A 21,615-nucleotide genomic window follows, 5' to 3' on the forward strand; every position below is an offset into this window, starting at 1 on the left:
GTAACAACTTTTTATCTGCTGCGTCATATAGTCTAAAATTGTATCTTAACAATCTGTAAAGATTACTATATGGGAAATGTTATAGAAATTAGAGGAATTATCAGAAACTTTCAATTAGGACAGGAAACTGTATATGTACTTAAGGGTATTGATCTTGATATTGCTCGTGGAGAATATCTGGCAATAATGGGCCCTTCTGGTTCTGGTAAATCTACTCTAATGAATCTTCTGGGATGTCTTGACACACCAACTGGTGGGACTTATAATCTAAACGGAAACGATGTTAGTAAAATGACCGATAATGAATTAGCTGATATTCGAAATCGCGAAATTGGTTTTGTATTTCAAACTTTTAATTTATTGCCTAGAACTACTGCATTAGATAACGTTGCATTACCCATGGTCTATGCGGGTGCTTCTAAAAAGGACAGAGCAATTAGAGCAGAAGAAGTACTCACAGATGTTGGTTTATCTGATCGAATGGATCACAAACCTAATCAACTCTCTGGAGGTCAGCGACAGCGTGTAGCTGTTGGTCGAGCCTTAGTAAATAAACCTTCGATAATATTGGCTGATGAGCCTACCGGAAATCTGGATTCCAAAACGTCATTAGAAATTATGCAGCTTTTTGATGAAATTCATGCTGCAGGAAATACGGTTATTCTTGTTACTCACGAAGAAGAAGTTGCCACGCATGCACATCGTGTTATCCGTCTTCGTGATGGGATAGTCGAAAGCGATGTAAGGAACAAATAGTTTTGATTTTTGGTTTACCATTACTGGTTAATTTGTATTTTGGGGATTCATTTTTAACCGAAATTCATGCAACCATTACATATCCTACTCCTTATTGCGGCTTATTTTGGAATTCTTCTTCTCATCTCTTATTTCACAGGTAAAAACTCAGGAAATGATGCTTTTTTTAAAGCTAATCGACAATCCCCATGGTATATCGTAGCTTTTGGAATGATTGGAGCATCATTAAGTGGTGTAACCTTTATTTCTGTACCAGGATGGATTGAAGCTTCACAATTTAGTTATATGCAAGTAGTATTAGGGTATATTTTGGGATATACTGTTATTGGTACAGTACTGCTTCCTCTTTACTACAAACTTAATTTAACTTCAATTTATACCTATCTGGATCAACGTTTTGGTAATTACTCATATAAAACCGGAGCTTCGTTTTTCTTACTATCACGAGTAGTTGGGGCAAGTTTTAGATTGTTTTTGGTTGCTAATGTTTTACAATCTATTCTTTTTGATGCTTTGGGGGTGCCTTTCTGGGTTACTGTTATCATAACTATATTATTAATCTGGCTATACACTTTTAAATCAGGAATTAAAACGATTGTATGGACCGATACTCTACAAACATTATTCATGCTTATTGCAGTAGGCGTAGCTATATATTATGTATCAGATGATTTAGGGATTCAAGGATCAAACCTACTGGGTTATGTATTAGAAAGTGATCTCTCGAAAATGTTCTTTTTTGATGATTTTAAAAGTGCTAATTATTTTTGGAAACAATTTTTATCAGGTGCATTTATTGCAATTGTTATGACGGGGTTAGATCAGGATATGATGCAAAAAAATCTTACCTGCCGAAGTTTGAAAGATGCACAAAAAAATATGTTCTGGTTTACTATTGTATTAACTATTGTAAACTTTATATTTTTAGGTCTTGGATTACTACTTACCCAATACGCATCACAAAATGGAATTGATGCTCATAAGGATCAGCTTTTTCCTGTAATTGCTACACAAAGCGGATTAGGTTTTGGTATCGCTATCTTTTTTGTACTTGGTCTTATCGCAGCGGCATATAGTAGTGCTGATAGTGCATTGACCTCATTAACCACATCATTTAGTATAGACATACTCGATATTGAAAAGAAATATAATCCAACAGATCAGGTTAAGACCAGAAAAAAGATTCATATTCTATTTTCTTTTATATTGGTATTGGTCATAATTGCTTTTAAGTATCTTATAAAAGATGAAAGTGTAATCGCCAAACTATTTGTCTTTGCAGGATACACATACGGTCCTCTATTAGGTTTATATGCATTTGGATTATTTACAAAACTAAAAGTGAAAGATAATTTAGTGCCAATTATTGCAATCTTATCTCCAATTTTATCCTATATCATTAGCGAAAATAGTGATCTATGGTTCGGTTTTAAATTTGGTTTCTTTATCCTAATTCTTAATGGGTTTTTGACCTTTTTAGGATTATTATTGTCTGCTATTTTAATATTGATTCGTAGAAAGTAACACTAGCGTACAAGCAACCTCGACTTCTATGTTTGCCGCTTTAAGTTTTTGATAAAACTCAAGGTTTTCTGTTCCAGGATTAAAAATTACTCTTCTGGGGTTTAGTCGTATGATATCATCATAATAAGGTTGTTGCCTAAGAGGATTTAAATACAAAGTAATTGTATCCATATTTTCTGCATTATGTATAGCTGTCACAATTTTTATCCCTGCAACTTCTCCTTTTTTTAATCCAACAGCTGCAACCTCATGACCATGGGTTACCAACTTATGAATAGCAAAGTTAGAATATCTATTTGTCTTTAAGGATGCTCCCAGAACTAATGTTTTTTTATCCATAAATATTATTTGAATTTAAAATAAGAAAAATAGGTTTATTAGGACACCAAATAAAGGCTTAAACGTTAAAAATAACCAGAAAAATGTTAAAAATAAACGATGAATGTAACACAAATCAAAGCACTTCGTCTTACATATAAAAGGATATGAATTTTCATAAATTTAGTTAGTTAGTTACTTTATAATAATCAAATTTTATTCATAGTTGATGGTTAGTGTTACTATTTGGTTATTATAGAAAACCGCCTCTATTATTAGAGGCGGTTTTTAATTATCTAATATTTTGTTAAAGTCAAAATAAGGTGTAACAGAATGGTTTTACCGTCGTCTTACACTTACAACACGATTAATCACAGTGTCAATTTTGAAAACAATCACGTATTTGTATTAGGCAATACAAAGTACAATGCATAACAATTATCAATCAAATAAACGTTCAGATGAAAACAATTAATCAAAGAGTTATTTTATTTTTTCTCTCATTTTGGTGTCTATTTCTAACAGCGCAACCAAGTAATGAAGCTGTAGTGGGTACCATACAAGGAAAAGTAATAGACAAAAACTTACAGCAACCCATACCCTATGCTACTGTAGCAATTCATGATGGAGCAGATAAAATTATAAGCGGAGGTATTAGTACCGATGATGGTAACTTCTTAATTTCTGATATCCCGAAAGGAAGTTATACTTTAAAAGTACAATTTATAGGATACAAAACGTATTCTCAACCTATCGAGATCTCTAGAAAAAATAAGGATATCAATGTTGGCACTGTATCATTAGAAGAAGAAGCCGAATCTCTAGACGATGTAACTATAATTGCCGAACGAACTACAATAGAACAAAAAATTGACCGTAAAGTTATAAATGTTGGAAAAGATCTTACCACAACTGGAGGTACTGCAGCAGAAATCATGAACAATATCCCCTCTGTTAATGTAGATCAGGATGGTAATATTGCTTTACGCGGAAATCAAAATGTACGTATCCTCATAGACGGTAAACCTACCAATATTGATGCTACACAATTATTGAAACAAATCCCTTCTACTTCTATTAAGAAAATAGAATTGATTACTAATCCTTCTGCTAAATATAATCCTGAAGGAATGAGTGGTATCATTAATATCGTATTACATAAGAATAGTAATATAGGTTTTAATGGTAATCTCAACCTAGGGCTTAATTTTGATAAAAACGCCCGTTTCAATAGTTCTATAGATTTAAATTACAGAACAGGAAAAGTGAACTTTTATGGTAATTATGGTAACAATATTACCAAACGACAAAATGCAGGAGGTGTATTTAGACAAGATCAAAATTATCAAACAGATTTTAAATTCATAGATAATAATAAGTCTCACCTATTCAAAATAGGCTTAGATTATTTTATTGATGACCATAATACCATCTCTGTATATACTAATCAAAACTTGTTTGACGGACTTACAGATGGAACTACAGATATTACTTTTTTCAATAATGATCAGAATAATTTATCCCAAAAACTATTAAGTGATAGTGATAATCAAGGTTCTACATATAATTTTGATTATAAACATGATTTTAAAAAAGAAGGACATAATATTGAATTAGAAGTTGATTATAATGTTTTTGAAAGTGATAGTGATGATCGTTTTAATTTTGTTGGAGGAGACGGATCGTTCACAAATTATAACGACCTTATTAATAATGAGCGAATAAACACCACAATAAACCTCGATTATGTAAACCCATTATCAGAAAAAACTAAATTAGAATTAGGATATGAAACTCGTTTAAGAAGAACAGACAATGACTATCGTTCTACACTTTTCGCAAATTCAAAATATAATTATGACCGAAACATACATTCTTTTTATGGTACATATGGTCAAAATTTTGAAAAATGGGCATATCAGCTAGGTGCACGTCTCGAAAACTATGAAGTTGAAGCTGTTTTTGATGGAGAAAAAATATTTGAAGATGATATCTTTACTGTATACCCTTCTGGTTTTATTAGTTATACTCCGGGAGAGAAAAACAGCTATCAATTAAGTTATAGTCGACGAATTGATCGACCTGGATTAAATCAGGTAAACCCCATACGTGAATGGAGTACACCAAGAATAGTTTCTATTGGAAACCCTGAGTTGAATCCTCAATTTACTAATTCTATAGAAGCTAATTACACACGAAAATTAGGAAAAGGATCAATAACCGGAGGAGTATTTTACCGAATTATCAATGATGAAATAAGTCAGGCACTTATAGAAAATCCAGATGTTGAGGAAGGCCAGATACTAACATTCAAAAATTTTGATAATAATTCTTCTTATGGAGTTGAGATATCTAGCAACTATAAAGCTACAAAATGGTGGAGTTTTAATGCTAGCTTTGATCTGTATTCGCAAACGCAAAAAGGTGTGGTCGATAATATCAATAGAGAAGTAGATGCAGTAGTTTACAATTTTAGACTCAATAATAGTTTCAAAGCGACAAAAAACTTGACTTTTCAGGTATTTGGATTTTATAGAGGAGAACAGGAAGGCATATTATTTAAAACCAAACCATTCTATTTCGTAAATACTGGAGCTCGTTATAATTTCTTAAAAGGTAAAGGTACCTTTAGTATTAACTTTAACGATATTTTTAACACAATGCGTTTCAGATTTTCTGCAAACAATCCATATCCGCAAAACGGAGAGTTTCAAGGTGAAACACAAACTGTTTTCCTAGGTCTATCCTACCGATTCGGAGGTGGAAAAAACAGAAAAGCTTCAAGAAAACGAAGAGATAACAATGAAAAATCTGGCGGAGGAATACTATAATTAGGTTTTCTTTAAAAAAAATGTTAATATCATAACTAATAACTCAGATATTTGTTAAATTTAATACGGTTTTCTTAAAAACCTTATTAAAGTTAAATAAATGCAAAAAAATAACAAATTCTGTAACACTTTACAATTTACAACGTTTAATATAGTATAGTCATGGTTATGATTTATTTGAATTAGCCTTTAAAAAATTAATAACCGAGTTATTAGATAAAAAAACGCGAAGCTTAATTGCTTCGCGTTTTTCATTTTTTTACTTTACTAGGTTACCATCTAATAATAGCACTACCCCAGGTAAACCCGCTTCCAAAGGCCGCTAAGACTACTAAATCTCCTTCTTTAATTTTACCTTGCTCCCAAGCTTCTGTCAATGCAATAGGAATAGATGCAGCTGTAGTATTACCATATTTCTGAATATTATTATAGACCTGATCATCAGATAATTTAAATTGTCGTTGCACAAATTGAGAAATTCTCAGGTTTGCTTGATGTGGTATTAACATATTTATATCTGTAGCCGATAAATTATTGGCCTGTAATCCTTCATTAATTACTTCAGAAAAACGTACTACTGCATTTTTGAACACAAATTGACCGTTCATATATGGATAGTAAGGAATATTTTCTTGAGGGTTCTCTGAAATAATTTCTGGCACCCAATGTTCTGTACTAGGACCTTCTAGAGATAGTTCTTTGGCATGTGCACCTTCACTATGCAAATGTGTAGACAAAATCCCTCTACCCTCTTCTTCACTTCTCGTTAATACAGCGGCTCCTGCTCCATCGCCAAAAATTACAGAAACTCCTCTTCCTCGAGTTGTCATATCCAAACCACCGCTATGGTTTTCACTTCCAATTACCAATACATTTTTATACATACCTGTCTTGATGAACTGATCTGCTACCGATATAGCATATACAAACCCGCTACATTGATTACGAACATCCAATGCCGGAATAGTTCTCATGTTCATCATTTCCTGAACTCTTACTCCACCTCCAGGAAAATACATATCAGGACTAAGAGTTGCAAAAATGATAAGTTCTATATCATCTGTAGTAAGTTTAGCTCTTTCTAAAGCAATTTTAGCAGCTTTAACCCCCATAATAGAAGTACTATTACCATCTCCCTTTTTGATGTGACGTCTTTCTTTTATACCGGTACGTTCCTGAATCCATTCATCATTCGTATCCATCACCTTAGATAGATCATCATTAGTTACGACATTTTCGGGGACATAAGACCCTAAACCTGATATTTTTGAAGTATACATGTTGTTAATTTATTGTGTGTGTTGTGAGTTATTTTATACTTAACTAAAAGTTATCACACAATATATGTATTCTTAACATTTTGATAAAAGAAACCCTAATCATATTATATGCACGCATAATAAAAAAATCTTAAACAACTGTATTGCAAACCCCTAAGCTAATCCAAAATACAGACTCTCCATATTTTCAACTTAATATCTCGAATAGGGAATAGAAAAACACGCCAAAAACGTCTATAAAAAAGAGACTACTAATTAAAATTAGTAGTCCCCATTCCCCAATCTTCCTAAAACTAGAGTTTTAGAAATTTCTTTATCACTACCTCATTATCATCACGTACCTTAATGGTATACATTCCTGATGGAAAGGAGGTAAATGAAATTGTATTTTTAATCGACAAATTTTTGTTCCCTACAATTAAATGCCCTTTTAGGTCGAAAACTTCACAACTAGCATTAGGTATTTCAGTTTTACAATCAATATAAACCTCCCCTTTTAAGGGATTTGGATAAACCGAAAATGAACTACCTCTAGAACTATTTATTTCAGTAATAATATCCTGCATCGACTTTATTTCTTTTCTATTGTCAAAATCAAAAAGATTTCTATTCAACTATTATATGGACAAATATATAGATATTCATCTCCTCAAAACATACGTAGCCCCACGTAATTAGGCAACAATAGCAAGTACATTAAAGTTAGAGTAGTAATTGTTTATTTTTCTGAGACCAGATAAGCAAAGCATTTGGTTTTTGCTCAAGAGTAAGTTTTCGGATTATATTTGCTCTATGTTTTTCGACTGTTCTCACAGAAATACTCAAAAGATCTGCAATCTCTGTGCTTGTCATCTCTTCTGCAATGCGTTTTAGGATTTTAACTTCGGAAGGAGTCAGTTTTTCTATGTCCGGATTACGCTCTGAAACATTCGTAAAACGTTTGTATATTTTTTCGCTAAAATATGGCTCTCCTCTACTAACGCTTGCTATACACGCTTCAATCTCTGTTAAAGCAAATTCTTTTAACAGGTAGCCATGAATATTATATTTTACGGCATCTTCAAAAAACTTCTTTTCTTTATGAAGAGTAATCAAAATGATTTTGGTATCGATATGATGTCTCTTACAATTTTTAGCGATATCTATACCGGTTAGATTAGGCATTTCGATATCTAAAATAGCGATATCCGGTTTATCTTTAATGATTGCATTATATGCAGAAAGCCCATCAGAATGAGTATTTATGATGTTATATTTTCGTTCTTTCAAAAATTCCTCTAGCCCTCTTAATAATAAAGGGTGATCATCTGCAATAAGTATATTAGGTTTAAGCATGTTTCGGAATATTAAATATCAGCGTAGTCCCCCGATCAATTTCAGACAGTATATTGAAAGTAGCTTTCAAAAATTTTGAACGCTCATTTAATGTTTTAAGACCTATTTTAGAAATTGATATTTTTTCTTTAGAAACATCAAATCCCCTACCATTATCTTTAATAATTATTTCAACATCATTTTCTTTATTAATCACTTTAATTTCTGCAGATCTTGCTTTAGAATGTTTAATAATATTATTAAAACTTTCTTGCACCAATCTATAGATATTAACTTCTTTTTCTTGATCAAACACTTGGTCAATATTATCTATTTCTGCCGAAACAAAAATATCATAATTTTCATCGATCATCTCCACACTACTTTGTATGGTTACCGTAAGACCTAGTTCTTCTAACTTAAATGGATGTAGACTTCTTGATATTGCACGTACTTCATCAATTACACCATCTACCACAGTAGCTGTCTTTGTATCTTTATTCTGTAAAATTCTATTCTTAATGAGTAACAAACTTTGACCAACACTATCATGAAGATCTTTAGATATACGTTTACCAACGCGCTCCTGAGTTTGTAAAAGTTCTTGTAAAAATGATTGTTGTAGTTTTTTATTTCGAATCAGAAATATTCTATTTCTATATAAATAGATCAATAAAAACAAAAGACTTAGACCTATACCGCCAAATATCAATAGGTTTTTCTTTGCTTTATCCTTTGCTTCAAGCATCTCAATATTAGCTTTCTGAATTGCAATTTTACTATCTCTTTTTTCGGCCTCATAGAGCGTTTGATAATAAATAACACTATTAGATCTGGTTAAATTATAGATAGAATCCTTCAATAATTGATACCTATCCAAATGGATTATAGCCTCTGGTAGTTTATTTAGATTTTTATTTGCTTCATAAAGTTCTTTTTCTAAATGTACCTGACCACGAATGTCATTCGAATTCTTAAAAATCTTGATCTCTTCTTCAAAAATTGGAATTGCTTCTTTATACTTACCCTCTGCAACTTTATATCTGCTTAGTGCTTTTAAATAAAATATTCTATCATACGGGCTATTTATCAAATCAGTAGAAAGCTCGAGAGTATCCAAATACTTTTTGGCAATATCGGGCTTGCCTTGCTTAGAATAAAACTCTGAAGCATATGCCCTTAATCTAAACATATTGGCATAACGTCCCTTCTCTTTTCTCAACAATTTAAGTGCAGTAAGATAGGCTTCCTCTTCTTTTTTGTATTCTTTTTTCTTTACAAAATCACGAGCATCATTTACGCTTAACTCAGATAATGCTTGAAAATCTTTATTTTTTTGGCTATTCAATAATACCCTAATCTTCTGTCTTTCTTCAAAAGACTTTTCCAAAAGATAAAGCTGACTAAAAATTCCGGATACTGCCAATCCGCTATATGCTATATAAGCAGTGTCCTTCATTTTAGTGTATAATAGATTAGCTTCCTGAAATTTTAAAATTGCTTTAGAAAGTTTACCTAATCGCTCATATGTTTGGCCATTAAAATAAATTGCATCAGCCTCAAAAATAGAATCTTTGGTCTGATGATATATTTTCTCTGCATTAGAATAATCTACAATTGCTTTTTCTAAATTATCAATTTGATAATTCGCTCCTGCTCTCTTAATATAAAGATGCCCCAGATTAATTCTTTTTTTAATTTTGAGGCTATCTTTAATACTATTATTTACAATAACCAATGCAGAATCTGGTTTACCAACTACTTGAAGATAGTGAAACGTAAGTCGCGAAGTCTTAAAAGCTGCCAGATCAAAACTATCCAACTGTTTAGCCAAATCGATATATTGGAGTGTATATTTCGGATAGTTTTGTTTATAAAACTCAAAATCCGAATTCCTCCTTTCGTTTAATACACTCGATAGCGAATCTAATAAATAAAGCTTTTCTTCTTTATTTGTTACATTTTCTACTTTATCAATTAATTCTAAAACAGTCTCTTTCTGCTGCGAAAAAGCATAAAAATGAAATGCAGCAACAACAATAAATATGTATATTTTGCTTCTTAACATTCTAGGGATTCTAATTGTGAAGATACATATAATTGTATTTTCAAATTGCATGATAGCTCTCTATTTTTTTGTATCAAAACCTCTTTCTTATTCAGAATTTAAAAAAACAATAGATAGGCACATACCAAATCTCTTTCAAAACATCTCATTAAAGCCTAAAAATCAACAACATAGAATAATATCAAAATCCCTATTGTATTCCAAAAAAATGATTTCAATTCCTTGATTTACCAAATTTACTACACCAGAAAATCCCTACAAAACCTTAATCAAATGCTGCCATAAAACAGTAATAATTCGATCAGTTGTTTTTACTTCGCTTTATATATCAAGAAACATCATACCTGATATAAGTAGATTTTACTATACACTTAATTTCATCATTATTTATAGCTTTTCGCTTAAAACGATAAGAATCTAAAACGAGAAAGATGCGCCAACCACAGCGCATCTTTCTAACAACCTAACCAATAAATAAACAAACCAAGCCAGTCGGGTGACTGACTATAGTACTCTTCAAAATCTCTACTTTTAAATCAAGTAACAGATCATGTTTTCAAAAAATATATGATTGATATATTTTTAAATATTTTATTCTTCAGTCTTTTTTTTAAACTAATCATCCTGATGGCGATAGTAAAAACCATCGCCAAATCAGAATTTATATTGTTTATAACTCAAGGGTATTTATTCTCATAGCAAAGTTTCTCCCTTCTAAATTGGCTATGTATATCCGACCAATACTCATAGCACTTATATATTGAGTTGTAAACAAATTATATACTTCAAAAAACTTATTTATATCCTTAGTCCATTGTGTCAACAAATCATTACAATAGATATAAAAAAAACTTACTTCAATGCCAGTTTGGCAGATACATACTATTGGTATTTTTTTTGAATACATCACACCATAAGATGACAATTAAACTAAAAACAATATAAAATGGCAACAGGAAGTATTAATGTATCTGTAGAGAACATTTTTCCATTAATTAAAAAATTCTTGTATTCTGATCATGAGATTTTTTTACGAGAACTTATTTCGAATGCAACAGATGCAACTTTAAAGCTAAAACATTTAACAAGTATTGGTGAAGTTAAAGTAGAATATGGCAACCCTCTTATCGAGATTAAAGTCGATAAAGACAAAAAGCAACTACATATTATCGATCAGGGAATTGGTATGACTGCAGAAGAAGTTGAGAAATATATTAATCAAGTAGCTTTTTCTGGTGCTGAAGAATTTCTAGAAAAATATAAGGATAGTGCTAAAGATTCTGGAATAATAGGACACTTTGGTCTTGGGTTCTATTCGGCCTTTATGGTGGCAGACAAAGTAGAAATTATTACAAAATCCTATAAAGATGAGCCCGCAGCACATTGGATTTGTGATGGATCTCCAACCTATAGTATAGAGGAACATGATAAAACAGAAAGAGGAACAGAAATCATTCTACATATTGGCGAAGATGATACCGAGTTTCTTGAAGATGGTAGAATAAATGAATTATTGGTGAAATACAATAAATTCATGCCAGTATCTATAAAATTTGGTACTAAAACAGAAACGTTACCAAAACCAGAGGATGCTAAAGAAGAAGATCCTGCACCAACTCAAGAAGTTGATAACATTATCAATAATCCTAATCCTGCATGGACAAAACAACCTGCTGATCTAAAAGATGAGGATTATAAAGGCTTCTACCGCGAATTGTATCCTATGCAATTTGAAGAGCCTCTTTTTAATATCCACCTTAATGTAGATTATCCTTTTAACCTAACCGGGATTCTGTATTTCCCAAAACTGGGTCAGGATATGAATATGCAAAAGGATAAAATCCAATTATATCAAAATCAAGTATTTGTTACTGATAATGTAGAAGGTATTGTTCCAGAATTCCTTACCATGCTTCGTGGTGTGATTGATTCTCCCGATATCCCTCTTAATGTATCCCGATCTTATTTACAAGCTGATGGTAATGTAAAGAAAATATCAAGTTACATTACTCGTAAAGTAGCCGATAAACTAAGCTCTATGTTTAAAAACAATAGAGAAGATTTGGAGCAAAAATGGAATGATATTAAAATTGTGATCGAATACGGAATGCTTTCTGAAGAAAAATTCTTCGAAAAAGCTGACAAATTTGCATTATATCCAACAGTGGATGGTTCTTTCTTTACGTTTGAAGAATTACAAGAAAAAATTAAAGATTCTCAAACTGACAAAGATGGTAAGCTCGTTCTTCTTTATGCTTCTAATAAAGATGAACAACACTCGTACATCTCTGCTGCAAAAGATAAAGGATATGAAGTACTCCTTTTAGACTCTCCTATTGTTTCTCATTTGATCCAAAAATTGGAAACTAGTAAAGAAAATATTTCTTTTGCACGTGTAGATGGAGATCACATTGACAATCTTATCAAAAAAGATGAAGAAACTATCTCTAAGCTATCAGATGAAGAGAAAGAAACTCTTAAAACTGATCTTGAAAAAGTAGTTCCAAAAGAGACATATACTGTACAATTAGAAGCAATGGATAGCAATGCCTCTCCATTCATGATTACTCAACCAGAATTTATGCGTCGTATGAAAGAGATGCAACAAACTGGTGGTGGAGGAATGAACATGTTTGGTAATATGCCAGAAATGTATAATTTGATTATTAATACAAATCATGAACTTATTGGGCAAATTGCTGCTACCAAAACAGATAAGAAAAAAGAACGCTTAATAAAACAATCTCTGGATTTGGCCAGACTCTCTCAAAACCTATTAAAAGGAGAAGAATTAACAGATTTTATTAAACGTAGTTACGATATGATAAAGTAGTAGTTAAGACTACTAGTACATATAAATATTGGACCGCTTCATTGTTAAACACATTGAAGCGGTTTTTTATTTTTGTTTATAACATTTAGTTCAATCCTCAATCAATTTTATAGTAAGCTTGCCATATCGCTGGGCAGAGTCGTTAGCTCCTATTGCATAAGTATACTTCCCCGGAGCCAATTTAGCTTCTCCTACATAATCAATAGGTTGGATTGTAAATATCTGTCCATTGATTTTTAACTCTACAAATGCATATCTGTATGCAAAATCAAAACCTCCATACTTCGTGGTCTTACTGGCAGAAATACTTCCATAATTGTTTTCTCCTCCATTAGTATTTACCAGAATACCCGAATAATTATATTGACTTGTATTCTTTATTCTAATTTGAACCGCACCTGTAGTTCTGATTTGTACTTCATCAGAAGTTGAAGAATCGTCATCCTGTGAGCAATTAAATAACAAAAACTGAAACCCAGTTATAGTAATAACCAAAATAATTCTTCTCACATCCATAACATAATCAGTTGATTTTCTACCTAATAGATATATCATTTTACTATAAGCTGCGTGCATCAATGAGCTTTAACGTCGATTCTTCATTTTTTTTCAGATTTTAAGCAGTTTATATTTTATTACCTTTGTGATATATAAAAGTATAGCAGCGGTTTCATGTTTATAGCATCAAAAAATGAGAACTAAAAATTACATTTTAATCATTTTACTATTTTTTTATGCAACCATACATAGTCAAGATGGTGTTTCGGGATATGTGCATATTGAAGATCCAGAAAAATGGGAGCAAAAAGTTTATTTAAGTCAAATTCAACTCGAAGAAAACACGAATACCTATAATACAACAGCCATTGCATCGACTCTCTTAACAGAGGATGGTTTCTTTGCTTTTAATAAAAATTTATTTACTTCAAAAGATCATATTTATAAGGTGCAACTTAACCCTATATCTGGCGAAGAGAAAAATAAAATTTCAAACAAAATAAAGAATTTTCAACTATTTATACTATCTAAAAAAGATACTGTTCACTTTACTAAAGGAGAAAGAATGTTTGGGGAGTATACCACAAATAATACAGCAGATTTAGAATGGCAAAAATTAAAAAAATTTGAAGCTAAATATGAAAATCTAACCGATGATTTTGATCCTAAACAATACCTCATAGAGACCAAAGGGTATGTAAAAGATTCTCTGCAGATACTTTTGGTGAAACTTATTGGTATTAAAAAACTAGATGACCAGAATCTATTAGAAAAAGATGCTAAAGCCAATCCTGAATATTACCTGAGCTTTCTAGAAGAATTGAAATCCAGCGAACTTGACCCCTCTACCTATGCTTATCTTGAAAATAAGCTCAACTTTATTACTCAAGAAATCGTTAATCATAAATACAAAGTAAGTTTATGGGTTAATGGTGCAGCTTCTTTGGTTATTATTTTATTAATCGGGTTTATTCTAAAATCTAGAAGAACCATAAAAGTCCTCGCTCCTATTCCTTTAAGTAAGCAAGAAAAAGCGGTAAAAAACCTTATCATATCAGGAAAAAGTAATAAAGAAATTGCAAATGAATTATTTATCAGCTTAAGTACCGTAAAAACACATATCACCAATATTTACAGTAAGTTAAACATCTCTAGTAGACAAGATTTATTACTCAAAAAATAAAATCATACCGGTACTAGCACCTTATTCAGCTTGGTATAATTACTCTTTTTCTCGATTTCAATAGTTATTTGTTTCAAAAAACAATGAAGCGAATTATATATTTCTCATTCCTGTTACTCTCTTATATTGGATATGGGCAATCAGAATATTCATTATCCGGAGCCGTTTTAGATCAAAATAATACCCCGGTAGAAGCTGGAGATGTCATTCTTTATGACAAAAATTCAAATCTTGTAAAATATACTTTTATAAAAAATGGGAAATTTATTTTTGACAGATTAAAAGCTAATGAATATACTTTATCTATAATTGCGATAGGATATACAGAAAAATCAGAAGTAATTCTACTAGACAGTAACAAAACCATTACTATTGAACTCAAAGAAAACACAGTTATATTAGACGAAGTAACCGTTAAAACTATTAAAAACAATATAATAGTGGGAAATGGTAATTTGAAAATAAATATTGAAAACTCTGTTTTAGAGTCATTACCATCAACAGTAGATATATTATCTAAGCTTCCAGGAATTCAAATCAGCCCCAATCGAGAATCTATTTCTGTTGTAGGAAGAGGGGCTCCTCTAATTTATATAGATAACCAAAAGGCTGACTTAGATCAACTTAAATCGTTATCTGTAGAAAACATAAAAGATATAGAACTTATCGATAATCCATCTGCAAAATATGAAGCAGAAGGAAGAAGCCTCATCCTAATCACTAGAAAACATAATTCTGTAGATGGTTACAAGATTCAATTATCAGAAATTATTTCTTTTAAAAAGCGATTTAATAATTATTTAGGAATACACTCAAACTATAAAAACAATAAATTAGAATTACGAGGTAATTTTAATTACAATCAACTTGGTCCATGGGAAGGTGTAGACTCCAGACTTAACGTTTTAGATCAAGGTATTAAATCTCAATATCAAGTAAGAGCAACCGGTCCCAGGCCACAATTTATCACTGGAGGTGGTTTCTTTTATCAACTCGACAAAAATGATTATATCTCGGGACAAGTAAATCTGAGAGCTCAAACTGACAAGTTTCCAATCAAAACAAATACACTTCTGCAAGATCAATTTAAAGAAGACCATATTATCAGTGAAGGACAAAATGATGAGAATAGAAATTTTTTAAGTAGTAATATAAATTTCAATAAAAAAATCACTCGTACCTCGAATTTGTTTTTTGGGCTTCAGTATTCAAATTATATCAGACACCTTAAAAGTCATATTTTTAATAATATAAATGAAACCGGGTTAGAATTATCACAAAACAGAAATCAGAAATACGAAATTAGTGTCTTTGCCAGTAAAATTGACATTGACAAAAACTTTAATGATCATATAAAATTAGAAGTTGGTGGTAGTCTTTCTAATGCCAATGGTCTTGCATTTTCAGATTTCGAATTCATAAATCCTATAGACAAAAAGGTTTCAAAATACGATTACCGAGAATCTATTTATGCATCTTATGTACAGCTATCAGGAAATCTAAACAAAATAGAATATTCTACTGGCATAAGATCCGAAACAAATATTATAAAAGGTGGTTTTAGAAATGCCAGTGAACTATTAGTAGATAGAAAACAAACACGTCTTTTTCCTAAAATAAGGATAAATATCCCCATAGATAGTACCAAAAGTATTGCTTTAAATTATGGTACAATTATAAATCGACCTAATTATCTTAATGCCAGTTCTATTAGTACATTTATCAATCCATTTGTAGAATTTTCAAGAAATGTTAACTTAAAATCTACTACAATTGAAGAAATATCAACTACTCTTCAATACAAAAAATACACTTGTAACATCAGCTATTATGAGGAAAATGATCCCGTTTTTTATAACGTAGCATATGATAGTATTGAAAACAGAGTTATATCTTCTCCTCAAAACTTTGAAAAGGAATCCGGATATCAAATCCGATTTACTAACACTGCTACTTATAGGTTTTGGAATACTACAAATTCACTAACAGTAGTTCACAATAGAATTAAAAATCCAACAGCAGTTATTAGAGAAAGTAAACCATATCTCTATTATTATTCAAATAATGAATTTAAACTTGCCTCAAAAACTACTCTTGGACTAAATTTTTGGGGATTCACCGAACGAAACCAAGGTGTTTTTAAAAGAAATGCGCTTTTTATTATGAGTGCTTCCTTTTCAAAAACATATTTTAAAAATTTACAAATTGCTGTAAATTTTAATGACATTTTTAAGAACATGACTTATAAAGACAAGTATACTTCTAATAATATTGATGTTCAGAATACTTTTTATGTAGATGGAAACGAAATTTCATTTTCTATCAAATACGCTTTCGGTAAAGTCAAAAAGCTATCCTTCAAAAATAAAGATGTAGATGATAACCTGGATCGAATACGGTAATAAATCACTGATTTCTTATTCGTTATCGTACAACTTTTATAGTGTAGATACATGAATAAACCACTTTTTTTGTATAAAAACAGTAAAAATCTTTTTTTAGTTAGGATTCCTTACTATATTTGCATTGCAATTTTGCATAACCTTAAAATATATACAAATGAGTAAATCAATTTTTTATCATGCTGGATGCCCAGTATGCATTAGTGCAGAACATGATATTGTTAATCTAATCGGATCAGACAATGTAGAGATTGTTCATTTAGGAGAAGATCGTTCTCAAATCAAGAATGCCGAAACGGCAGGAGTTCAATCTGTTCCTGCGCTACTAACATCTAATGGGAATGTGCTACATATCAACTTTGGGGCTTCTATGGCAGATGTAAAAGGGTAATTTTTTTAATCTGAATAGTTAGGATTCCTAATTACTTAGATCAACTCTAAAATGAGTCAATTATTGATAATTATTGGCTCATTTTAACTAACAATACAACACAAAAAGATGAAAAACACAATTATAACTATAGTATTCATGGTACTTAGCAGTACTCTAACTGCCTGCGATGAATGTAAAAAATATAATAATGATGATTTACAGATAGTAAAAGCTTCTGTTATACATAATACCGATATTAATAGTACCATTTGGGAAATTAATGTCAAAGGAAACGCAGGAAAAACAACTCCGGTTCCAGCAGGACAATTACATGGCGCTCCTGTATTGGGTTATGTTTTTCCTACTACTCTAAAACCAACCGATGTAGGGTTTAATGATACTCAGGGTATTGTAGCATTGGCTTTAACGTCTCACCCCGACTTTGATGATACCCCACTATGGGATGAGAACAATGATTTTATCTATGATAACGACGGAATTATATGGCATCCACATTGGGTAGTTCTTCATAAAGATGACCGGGTTGATGGTGGATTATCTGTAAAGCAATTCAAAAAAACAGATACATCTGTAAAATTACCTCCCACTAATCCAGGAATGCCAATGTATATGGATTCTCCAGGATTTCAGGTCATTACCAATAAGACCAGCATTAAAGTAGTAATACCAGATTATAGAATAAACAACAAAACCGATTTTAAGTTCGATGCTGTTTCTGCCTATATGCAGGTAAATACCGAAATAAAAGATAAACCTATGCTTGGTGTTTATAAGGTATATAGTGTTTTAAGCAACGATTTATCTCTTCCATATACTGTACAATTAAAATAATATTATAATGACAAAAATAGCCGTTTGGGATACTTACGTACAACGAGATGATGGGGTCATAATGCATTTTGACATACTCGTCCCCGATTCTATAACAGATCAGAATATTGTGTTTAAATTCGGAGAAAACTATCTAGAAACTAAACCTTTTAAAACAGAGAAAATTACCACTAATGAATGTAAACTCTGTCATATCGAACAAGCGACTCTAGAAATGAGTAATGATATCGAAACCAAAGGATATTCGATTATCGAAATGGAAAATTGCTAAAAACGACAAATAAATAATTAGGATTACTAACTTTGCTTAAGAGAAGGTGGTACTTTCTCTTAAGCATTTTATATGAGCAAGAGCATTTTTGACATATCATTTCAACATAAAGATATCAATAGCAAAATTGTAATTGGCCTGGAGCGTATTTCTGAGGTCTTTAGAACTTTGTTATGGGAACATGCAAAAACTGTAGGTTTAAGTCCTATACAGATACAGATTATAATTTTTATAGCATATCATAAAGAAGATTTATGTACAGTTAGCCATCTTGCAAAAGAATTTAATGTAACTAAACCTACGATTAGTGATGCTGTTAAAGCATTAGAAAAAAAAGAAATCATCTTCAAAAATAAGACTTCGACAGATAATAGAAGTTATTATATAAGCTTAACTCCAAAAGGTCAAAAAAATGTCTCTGAGGCTGAAAATTTTGCAGACCCCATTAAAAAACAACTTTTAAGTTTTAATACAGAGGAACAAGAGTCTTTGTTAAAGACCATAAACATCTTAATTTACCAACTAAACAGATCAGGAATATTATCTGTACAAAGAACTTGTTATGCTTGTAAGTTCTATAAAAAAAATAAAAACAATCATTATTGTAATTTTATACAAACAGAGCTTAAAGATGTAGATATTAGATTAGATTGCGCTGACTTTGAAGAAAAACCATAAAAAAAACCTCCTAAATCAAGTTTCAGGAGGTTTTTATGTACAATTAGAGAATCTAATTTATCCTTTTACAGGTTTTGTTGTTTTTTTATTATTTAAATGTTTTGCATAAAATCCCATCATAGCTTTATACATCTCTATAGAGTTTTCTTCTTTACCAAAACCATGACCTTCATCATATTTTACCATATAAGGTACATCAAACCCCTTATCTCTTAAAGCTTTAACGATCTGATCTGATTCATCTATATTTACTCTGGGGTCATTTGCTCCTTGCACTACAAATAGTGGTTTTTTAATTTTATCTATTTGATATACAGGAGACACTTCTTCCATGATAGCTTTTTCTTCGGCCACATCTTCATCATACCATATTTCTTTTATGATCTTTAAATAAGGTTTCCAATAAGGAGGAATGGTTTTCATAAAAGTAAACAAATTAGAAACTCCAACGTAATCTACACCACAAGTATACAAATCAGGAGTTTTAGTTAGTCCTCTCAACACAGCATATCCGCCATGACTCCCTCCATAGATAGCTACTTTATCTTTATTTACCCAACCTTGATCGATTACATACTTTAATCCATCCTCTACATCGTCCATGGCTTTTCTTCCAATTTCTTTAAATCCTGACTCTAAGAACTCTCTTCCGTAACCCCCAGATATTCTAAAATTCACTTGCAAAGTTGCATATCCTCTACTAGCAAACAATTGAGCTTCTGGATTAAATCCCCATGAATCACGAATACCTTGTGGTCCGCCATGTGGATTTACAATCAATGGAACTTTCTTTCCTTGTAATGCTTCTTTTGGTAAAGTGATATATCCATTTATAGTTAAGCCATCTCTACTTGTAAAAGTAATTGGACGCATTTCGGCCATATCTTTTTCCTTCAACTGTGGCATTAAGTTGTATAACAACTTAAATTCGCCAGTCTTGGTGTCGTAAGAATAATATACTCCATATAATTTATCACTTTGTAAGAAAATTAAATATTTATCTTCTTCATCCGTTTTATCTGCAATAGAGTATTGATGATCTGGAAACTTCGTTGTAATTTTTGCGTGTAATTTCTTATAATAATCACTGACGGGTACAATTATACTCTTTTCTCCCTCATAAGAAAAGTAGTCTAACTCATACCCTCTTTTTTTTGACACCGAAAGGCTAGACACATCATATTCATCGTTCGAGAAAATTTTCTTAATCACTTTATCTGCCTTAAGATCGTATAAATAAATTTGAGATTTATCAGATTTCAGATTAGAAACCACATATGCATCATGAGGATTATCTGTAGCATAATCAAATCTCAGAATAGAAAATGTATCTTTCCAATTTAACTGTTTAATGATTTCATATTTTCCTTCTTCCTTGGCATAATATAAATCAAAGTTTACTCCATCTCTTATTTTGGCATATCCTTTAAGGTTACCATCTTTATCAAAACTATATCCTGCAATTGGATTTGCGGCATCTTCATTTTTGAATAATTGTTTAATCTCACCAGTAACTATATTGATTTTATAAGGCTCAAAAATTTGTTTGTTATTCTTGTTCATAGAAATGATCATATGATCTTCATCTTCTTTTAAACCTTCAAGAATATTTACCTGAACACCTTCAAAAGGAGTTAATTCTTTTTGATCTGATCCATCAATATTTGCAGCAAAGAGATGATAATCTTCATTTCCTCCTTTATCCATTACATAAACCAAACGGTTATTATTTGCCCAACCATACCCTCGAATCAATTCTTCTTTTTCTTCAATAACACGAGTAACTTTGTTTGTGGCAATTTCTTTTACATATACATGATTCTTTTTATTATCATCTTTTTCTCTATAAGAAAGATATTTCCCGTTGGGAGAAAAGCGAAAAGTTCTGGCTTTAGGTTTGGCAAAATAATCTTCAACTGAATATTTATAATCCCCTTTATCCAAATTACTTAATTCTACAAGAGCAGAATCTGTAGTAACCAATTCTGGGTTACCTGGTATAGTTTTTTCTGATTTTTCCATTTCTAGTGGTAGTTCCATTCCGCCTTGATAAAAAGTTCCTGTAAGTTTTTTTGCATCGACAGTTGCTACATATTTAACTCCTGCTTGTTTTAATGCTAAAGTTAATTGATTGTTTTCAAAAAGTGCTGTATCCATAGGGATTCCTGTTGCTCCTTGAGATGGGCTATCCATTGTTGCTGCTAATGCCTCATTCGTTTTTTCTATATGAAATGCTAAAGGAATTTCTGCCCCCTGAACCGATAATTTCCCTTTCCAAGTTCCTGTAACTTCTTGTCCATACGACTGAGTAAAAGACATGCACAGTAACACGATAAAGGTGGTCCATACTTTTAATGATTTTGTTTTCATTATGTGTTAGATTTTATTGATTAATTAAGAGTGTTTGTAAATAGTAAGTAACCTAATTCTACTT

At 31.3% G+C, this 21,615-nt stretch carries 17 protein-coding genes; 10 read left to right on the forward strand and 7 right to left on the reverse strand.

What is annotated here, in order from left to right; translation table 11 throughout:
• Positions 1–69 precede the first annotated feature (69 nt).
• Positions 70–756: an ABC transporter ATP-binding protein gene (locus tag Z054_RS0104180; RefSeq protein ID WP_024768837.1), complete on the forward strand. Its 687-nt coding sequence runs from the start codon at positions 70–72 to the stop codon at positions 754–756.
• 66 nt (positions 757–822) lie between these two features.
• On the forward strand, positions 823–2,280 hold the full coding sequence (locus tag Z054_RS0104185; protein WP_024768838.1) for a sodium:solute symporter: 1,458 nt from the start codon (positions 823–825) through the stop codon (positions 2,278–2,280).
• Here the strand turns inward: Z054_RS0104185 and Z054_RS0104190 are convergent.
• Positions 2,257–2,619 (reverse strand): CoA-binding protein, encoded by a 363-nt coding sequence (locus tag Z054_RS0104190; protein ID WP_024768839.1) that lies wholly within the window; start codon positions 2,617–2,619, stop codon positions 2,257–2,259. The genes Z054_RS0104185 and Z054_RS0104190 overlap by 24 nt on opposite strands.
• 440 nt (positions 2,620–3,059) lie before the next feature.
• On the opposite strand from Z054_RS0104190, the gene Z054_RS0104195 reads away from it, so the two are divergent.
• Entirely contained in the window at positions 3,060–5,429 is a 2,370-nt protein-coding gene (locus tag Z054_RS0104195) for a TonB-dependent receptor domain-containing protein (RefSeq protein WP_035090529.1), read from the forward strand.
• A gap of 272 nt (positions 5,430–5,701) precedes the next feature.
• Here Z054_RS0104195 and Z054_RS0104200 read toward each other — a convergent pair whose 3' ends face one another.
• The 4 genes from Z054_RS0104200 to Z054_RS0104215 form a co-directional block, all read right to left on the reverse strand.
• The gene (locus tag Z054_RS0104200) at positions 5,702–6,709 is read right to left on the reverse strand and encodes a 3-oxoacyl-ACP synthase III family protein (RefSeq protein WP_024768841.1); all 1,008 of its coding nucleotides are present in this window, start codon (positions 6,707–6,709) and stop codon (positions 5,702–5,704) included.
• 293 nt (positions 6,710–7,002) lie between these two features.
• Complete coding sequence (locus tag Z054_RS0104205) at positions 7,003–7,323, reverse strand: T9SS type A sorting domain-containing protein (protein ID WP_152538463.1); 321 nt, start codon at positions 7,321–7,323, stop codon at positions 7,003–7,005.
• A gap of 88 nt (positions 7,324–7,411) precedes the next feature.
• A complete protein-coding gene (locus Z054_RS0104210; protein WP_024768843.1) occupies positions 7,412–8,044 on the reverse strand; it encodes a response regulator in 633 nt (210 codons plus the stop codon).
• Positions 8,037–10,091, reverse strand: a complete 2,055-nt coding sequence (locus Z054_RS0104215; RefSeq protein ID WP_161635241.1) for a tetratricopeptide repeat-containing sensor histidine kinase — start codon at positions 10,089–10,091, stop codon at positions 8,037–8,039. The genes Z054_RS0104210 and Z054_RS0104215 overlap by 8 nt, the downstream gene beginning before the upstream one ends.
• Positions 10,092–11,037: 946 nt before the next feature.
• On the opposite strand from Z054_RS0104215, the gene htpG reads away from it, so the two are divergent.
• A complete protein-coding gene (gene htpG / locus Z054_RS0104225; RefSeq protein ID WP_024768846.1) occupies positions 11,038–12,924 on the forward strand; it encodes a molecular chaperone HtpG in 1,887 nt (628 codons plus the stop codon).
• 90 nt (positions 12,925–13,014) lie between these two features.
• On the opposite strand, the gene Z054_RS0104230 is transcribed toward htpG, so the two are convergent.
• Positions 13,015–13,479, reverse strand: a complete 465-nt coding sequence (locus tag Z054_RS0104230) for a hypothetical protein (protein ID WP_024768847.1) — start codon at positions 13,477–13,479, stop codon at positions 13,015–13,017.
• Positions 13,480–13,615: 136 nt separating this feature from the next.
• Between Z054_RS0104230 and Z054_RS32620 the strand changes: the two genes are divergently transcribed.
• The 6 genes from Z054_RS32620 to Z054_RS0104260 all read left to right on the forward strand — a co-directional run bounded on the left by Z054_RS32620 (position 13,616) and on the right by Z054_RS0104260 (position 19,181).
• Entirely contained in the window at positions 13,616–14,605 is a 990-nt protein-coding gene (locus Z054_RS32620; RefSeq protein WP_024768848.1) for a response regulator transcription factor, read from the forward strand.
• Positions 14,606–14,688: 83 nt separating this feature from the next.
• Complete coding sequence (locus tag Z054_RS0104240; protein ID WP_024768849.1) at positions 14,689–17,007, forward strand: outer membrane beta-barrel family protein; 2,319 nt, start codon at positions 14,689–14,691, stop codon at positions 17,005–17,007.
• Positions 17,008–17,164: 157 nt separating this feature from the next.
• A complete protein-coding gene (locus Z054_RS0104245; RefSeq protein WP_024768850.1) occupies positions 17,165–17,398 on the forward strand; it encodes a thioredoxin in 234 nt (77 codons plus the stop codon).
• A 108-nt stretch (positions 17,399–17,506) separates the two neighbouring features.
• Positions 17,507–18,232: a LexA family transcriptional regulator gene (locus tag Z054_RS0104250; protein WP_024768851.1), complete on the forward strand. Its 726-nt coding sequence runs from the start codon at positions 17,507–17,509 to the stop codon at positions 18,230–18,232.
• 7 nt (positions 18,233–18,239) lie between these two features.
• On the forward strand, positions 18,240–18,503 hold the full coding sequence (locus Z054_RS0104255) for a DUF2024 family protein (RefSeq protein WP_024768852.1): 264 nt from the start codon (positions 18,240–18,242) through the stop codon (positions 18,501–18,503).
• A gap of 72 nt (positions 18,504–18,575) precedes the next feature.
• A complete protein-coding gene (locus tag Z054_RS0104260; RefSeq protein ID WP_024768853.1) occupies positions 18,576–19,181 on the forward strand; it encodes a MarR family winged helix-turn-helix transcriptional regulator in 606 nt (201 codons plus the stop codon).
• A 57-nt stretch (positions 19,182–19,238) separates the two neighbouring features.
• Here Z054_RS0104260 and Z054_RS0104265 read toward each other — a convergent pair whose 3' ends face one another.
• Entirely contained in the window at positions 19,239–21,551 is a 2,313-nt protein-coding gene (locus tag Z054_RS0104265) for a S9 family peptidase (protein WP_084050095.1), read from the reverse strand.
• Positions 21,552–21,615 lie beyond the last annotated feature (64 nt).

The sequence above is a fragment of the Aquimarina macrocephali JAMB N27 genome (genome assembly GCF_000520995.1).
GTDB classification, from domain to species: Bacteria; Bacteroidota; Bacteroidia; order Flavobacteriales; family Flavobacteriaceae; genus Aquimarina; species Aquimarina macrocephali.

Bases quoted from the DNA above. Each gene is read 5' to 3' on its own strand.
- Z054_RS0104180 (WP_024768837.1), top strand. From the start codon at position 70: ATGGGAAATGTTATAGAAATTAGAGGAATTATCAGAAACTTTCAATTA.
- Z054_RS0104185 (WP_024768838.1), top strand. From the start codon at position 823: ATGCAACCATTACATATCCTACTCCTTATTGCGGCTTATTTTGGAATT.
- Z054_RS0104190 (WP_024768839.1), bottom strand. From the start codon at position 2,619: ATGGATAAAAAAACATTAGTTCTGGGAGCATCCTTAAAGACAAATAGA.
- Z054_RS0104195 (WP_035090529.1), top strand. From the start codon at position 3,060: ATGAAAACAATTAATCAAAGAGTTATTTTATTTTTTCTCTCATTTTGG.
- Z054_RS0104200 (WP_024768841.1), bottom strand. From the start codon at position 6,709: ATGTATACTTCAAAAATATCAGGTTTAGGGTCTTATGTCCCCGAAAAT.
- Z054_RS0104210 (WP_024768843.1), bottom strand. From the start codon at position 8,044: ATGCTTAAACCTAATATACTTATTGCAGATGATCACCCTTTATTATTA.
- Z054_RS0104215 (WP_161635241.1), bottom strand. From the start codon at position 10,091: ATGTTAAGAAGCAAAATATACATATTTATTGTTGTTGCTGCATTTCAT.
- htpG (WP_024768846.1), top strand. From the start codon at position 11,038: ATGGCAACAGGAAGTATTAATGTATCTGTAGAGAACATTTTTCCATTA.
- Z054_RS0104230 (WP_024768847.1), bottom strand. From the start codon at position 13,479: ATGATATATCTATTAGGTAGAAAATCAACTGATTATGTTATGGATGTG.
- Z054_RS32620 (WP_024768848.1), top strand. From the start codon at position 13,616: ATGAGAACTAAAAATTACATTTTAATCATTTTACTATTTTTTTATGCA.
- Z054_RS0104240 (WP_024768849.1), top strand. From the start codon at position 14,689: ATGAAGCGAATTATATATTTCTCATTCCTGTTACTCTCTTATATTGGA.
- Z054_RS0104245 (WP_024768850.1), top strand. From the start codon at position 17,165: ATGAGTAAATCAATTTTTTATCATGCTGGATGCCCAGTATGCATTAGT.
- Z054_RS0104250 (WP_024768851.1), top strand. From the start codon at position 17,507: ATGAAAAACACAATTATAACTATAGTATTCATGGTACTTAGCAGTACT.
- Z054_RS0104255 (WP_024768852.1), top strand. From the start codon at position 18,240: ATGACAAAAATAGCCGTTTGGGATACTTACGTACAACGAGATGATGGG.
- Z054_RS0104260 (WP_024768853.1), top strand. From the start codon at position 18,576: ATGAGCAAGAGCATTTTTGACATATCATTTCAACATAAAGATATCAAT.
- Z054_RS0104265 (WP_084050095.1), bottom strand. From the start codon at position 21,551: ATGAAAACAAAATCATTAAAAGTATGGACCACCTTTATCGTGTTACTG.